The 4630-nt window shown below is 71.0% G+C and carries 3 protein-coding genes; all 3 read left to right on the plus strand.

Annotated elements, in window-relative coordinates:
* The coding region (locus J1C73_RS19900; protein WP_242644428.1) for a Gfo/Idh/MocA family protein at nucleotides 1-1155 on the plus strand (1155 nt) is incomplete at its 5' end.
* Nucleotides 1156-1167: 12 nt separating this feature from the next.
* Nucleotides 1168-2172 carry a sugar phosphate isomerase/epimerase family protein gene (locus J1C73_RS19905; RefSeq protein ID WP_207317597.1) on the plus strand — a complete coding sequence of 335 codons (1005 nt, stop codon included), beginning with the start codon at nucleotides 1168-1170 and terminating at the stop codon, nucleotides 2170-2172.
* Nucleotides 2173-2516: 344 nt separating this feature from the next.
* Nucleotides 2517-4630 (plus strand): PQQ-dependent sugar dehydrogenase (locus J1C73_RS19910; protein ID WP_207317598.1); only part of this gene is annotated, 2114 nt, incomplete at its 3' end.

A 4630-nucleotide genomic window follows, 5' to 3' on the forward strand; every position in this document is an offset into this window, starting at 1 on the left:
TATGCGTTCATGGGCGCCGCCCACTCGCAGGGGTGGCGCACCGCCGGCCACGTCTTCGAGCTGCCGATGAGACCGGCTCTCGCCGCGATCTGCGGACGCGACCGCAGGGCGGTCGAGGCCGCCGCCGACCGGCACGGCTGGGCGGCCGCGGAGACCGACTGGCGGGCCCTGATCGCCCGGGACGACGTGCAGCTCGTCGACATCTGCACCCCCGGCGACAGTCATGCGGAGATCGCCATCGCGGCCCTGGAGGCGGGCAAGCACGTGCTGTGCGAGAAGCCGCTCGCCAACACGGTCGCGGAGGCGGAGGCCATGACCGAGGCGGCGGAGCGCGCCGCCGCCCGCGGCCAGGTGGCGGTGGTCGGCTTCAACTACCGCAAGGTCCCCGCCATCACCTACGCCCGGAAGCTGATCGCCGAGGGGCGGCTCGGCACCCTGCGGCACGTCCGTGCCACCTACCTCCAGGACTGGCTGGTCGACCCCGGGTCGCCGCTCACCTGGCGGCTGGAGCGGGAGCACGCGGGCTCGGGCGCGCTCGGCGACCTCGGGGCGCACATCGTGGACCTCGCCCAGTTCCTGGCGGGGGAGCTGCTGGTCGGGGTGTCGGCGGTGACCGAGACCTTCGTGCGCGAACGGCCCCTGCGGGCAGGCCCGTCGGCAGGCCTGTCCGGGGCGGCGGACACCGGTGCGCGAGGGGCGGTGACGGTGGACGACGCGGCGCTCTTCACCGGCCGGCTCGCCTCCGGCGCACTGGCCTCCTTCGAGGCGACGCGGATGGCGGCCGGACGGAAGAACGCGCTGCGGCTGGAGATCAACGGAGAGCTGGGCTCGCTCGCCTTCGACCTGGAACGGCTCAACGAGCTGTCCTTCCACGACCACACCGAGCCCGCCACCACGGCCGGCTTCCGGCGCATCCTGGTCACCGAGCCCGAGCATCCCTACCTGGAGGCCTGGTGGCCGCCGGGGCACGCGCTCGGATACGAGCACACCTTCATCCACCAGGCCCGCGACGTGGTCCGGACGATCGCCGAACGCACGGCTCCCACACCGTCGTTCGCGGACGGACTGCAGGTGCAGCGGGTGCTGGCGGCGGTGGAGGAGAGCGCCGCCAAGAACTCCGTGCACACTCCCGTCCACACCACCGCACAGCTCTAGGAGGTCCTGCGCATGCCCCGTCCCTTCACCCTCTTCACCGGTCAATGGGCCGACCTGCCACTGGAGGACGTCTGCCGGTACGCACGCGACTTCGGTTACGACGGGCTGGAACTCGCCTGCTGGGGCGACCACTTCGAGGTCGACAAGGCACTCGCCGACCCGGGTTACCTGGACGGGCGCCACCAATTGCTCGACAAGTACGGCCTGAAGTGCTGGGCGATCTCCAACCACCTGGTCGGACAGGCCGTCTGCGACAACCCGATCGACGAGCGCCACCAGGGCATCCTGCCCGCCCGGATCTGGGGCGACGGGGAGCCCGAGGGGGTGCGCCGCCGGGCCGCCGAGGAGATGAAGGACACCGCGCGGGCGGCCGCCGCCTTCGGGGTGCGTACGGTCATCGGGTTCACCGGTTCCTCGATCTGGCACCTGGTGGCGATGTTCCCGCCGGTTCCGCCGCACATGATCGAGCGGGGGTACGAGGACTTCGCCGAGCGCTGGAACCCGATCCTGGACGTGTTCGACGCGCAGGGGGTGCGCTTCGCCCACGAGGTGCATCCGAGCGAGATCGCGTACGACTACTGGACCACGCACCGCGCGCTGGAGGCCGTCGGCCGCCGGCCCGCCTTCGGGCTGAACTTCGACCCGAGCCACTTCGTCTGGCAGGACCTGGATCCGGTCGGCTTCCTGTACGACTTCCGGGACCGGATCTACCACGTGGACTGCAAGGAGGCCCGCAAGCGCCTGGACGGCCGCAACGGCCGGCTCGGCTCCCACCTGCCGTGGGGCGACCCGCGGCGCGGCTGGGACTTCGTCTCGGCGGGGCACGGCGATGTGCCGTGGGAGGACGTGTTCCGGATGCTGCGGTCCATCGAGTACGACGGGCCGGTCTCCGTGGAGTGGGAGGACGCGGGCATGGACCGCCTGACGGGCGCGCCGGAGGCGCTGACGTCGCTGAAGCGGTTCGATTTCGACCCGCCGAGCGCGTCGTTCGACGCGGCGTTCGGCGGCAAGGACTGACCGGGCCCGGGGGCGTCGCCCTTGCGGGGGCGCCCCCGGACCCCCGCTCCTCATTCACCGGAGGGGCCTGATCGCGCACCGCTCGCGGCACACCGCACGCCGTCGGGCCGGTCCCCGCTGCCCTCACCCTCCTTTGTCCTGACCAAGGAAAAAGTTCAACAACACCGCTGCACAAGGGCTTTCCGTCCTGGACGAACAGGTCTACCGTCCAGAACGTGTACACGACATAACTCCCGTCACGGGAGCCACACAGGCCCCGACCGACCTGCGCGGCAGTCCCCGCGCGACACGGCACGGCAGCACCCGCACCCGCCCGTACCACCGGCACTCTCCGGAGGACACTCGTGCACAGAACCCGAAGCAGGACCGGAACCAGACTCCGCGTCCGCAAATCCCTCGCCCTGTTCACCGGCGCCCTGCTCGCCGCCGCGACCCTCACCCTGGGCGGCACGCCCACAACGGCCGCCGCCCACGAGGAACCCGCCCCCGCCCCGGCCGCCGAGGACTTCCAGCAGGTCACCCTCGCCAAGGGCGCCGCCGAGACCGGCGAGCCCATGACGCTGGCCGTCCTCCCCGACCGCAGCGTGCTGCACACCTCGCGCACCGGCGAGCTGCGCCTCACCGACAGCTCGGGCAACACCAGCGTCGCCGGCACCGTCCCCGTCTACTCGCACGACGAGGAAGGCCTCCAGGGCGTCGGCATCGACCCGGACTTCGCCGAGAACCGGGCGATCTACCTCTACTACGCACCTCCGATGGACACCCCCGACGGCGACGCCCCCGAGACCGGCACCGCCGCCGACTTCGCCAAGTTCGACGGCGTCAACCGGCTCTCCCGCTTCGTCCTCAAGGAGGACGGCACGCTCGACCTGGGCAGCGAGAAGAAGGTCCTCGACGTCAAGACGTCCCGCGGCATCTGCTGCCACGTCGGCGGCGACATCGACTTCGACGCCGACGGCAACCTGTACCTGTCGACCGGCGACGACTCCAACCCCTTCGCCTCCGACGGCTACAGCCCCCTCGACGCCCGCCCCGACCGCAACCCGGCGTTCGACGCCCGGCGCTCCGCCGGCAACAGCAACGACCTGCGCGGCAAGATCCTCCGGATTAAGGTGGCCGACGACGGCTCGTACACCGTCCCGGACGGCAACCTCTTCGCCCCGGGCACGGACAAGACCCGCCCCGAGATCTACGCCATGGGCTTCCGCAACCCGTTCCGCTTCAGCGTCGACAAGGCCACCGGCATCGTCTACGTCGGCGACTACGGGCCGGACGCGGGCGCGGCCGACCCCAAGCGCGGACCGGCCGGACAGGTCGAGTTCGCCCGGGTCACCAAGGCCGGCAACTTCGGCTGGCCGTTCTGCACGGGTGACAACGACCCGTACATCGACTACGACTTCGCCACCAAGACCTCCGGCGCCGCCTTCGACTGCGCGGCCCCGAAGAACACCTCGCCGCACAACACCGGCATCGTCGACCTGCCCCCGGCGCAGGCCGCCTGGATCCCCTACGACGGCGGCTCCGTCCCGGAGTTCGGCACCGGATCCGAGTCCCCGATGGGCGGACCGGTCTACCACTACGACGCCGACCTCGACTCGCCCGTGAAGTTCCCGGAGGCGTACGACGGCGACTTCTTCGCCGGTGAGTTCGGCCGGCAGTGGATCAAGCGCATCGAGCAGGACGCCGACGGCGCCGTGCAGTCCATCAACGACATCCCGTGGTCCGGCACCCAGGTGATGGACATGGCCTTCGGACCCGACGGGGCGCTCTACGTCCTGGACTACGGCCTCTCCTGGTTCGGCGGCGACGAGCACTCCGCGCTCTACCGCATCGAGAACGCCACAGGGGGGCGCTCCCCGATCGCGGAGGCCGCGGTCAACAAGACCTCGGGCACCGCGCCGCTGAAGGCGAAGTTCTCCTCGGCCGGCACCTCGGACGGCGACGGCGACGCCCTCACCTACGCCTGGGACTTCGGCGACGGCGGAACCTCCACCGACCCCAACCCCACGTACACGTACAAGAAGAACGGCACCTACACCGCGACCGTCACCGCGCAGGACCCCTCCGGACGCACCGGTTCGGCGAGCGTCCATGTGACCGTCGGCAACACGGCCCCGACCGTGAGCCTCGAACTCCCCGGTGACGGGCAGATGTTCACCTTCGGGGACGCGATCCCGTTCAAGGTGAACGTGACCGACCCCGAGGACGGCACGATCGACTGCTCCAAGATCGAGGTCCGCTTCGTCCTCGGTCACGACAGCCACGGCCACCCGATCACCTCGGCGCACGGCTGCACCGGCACCATCAAGACCGACATGGACGGCGGGCACGACCCCAACGCCAACATCTTCGGGGTCATCGACGCCTCGTACACCGACGGCGGGGGCGGCGGCCAGGCCGCGCTGACCGGCCACGACCAGTCGCAGCTCCAGCCGCGCCACCGCCGTCGGTGTACGAG

It is taken from the genome of Streptomyces laculatispora (assembly GCF_017353455.1).
GTDB classification, from domain to species: domain Bacteria; phylum Actinomycetota; class Actinomycetes; order Streptomycetales; family Streptomycetaceae; genus Streptomyces; species Streptomyces laculatispora.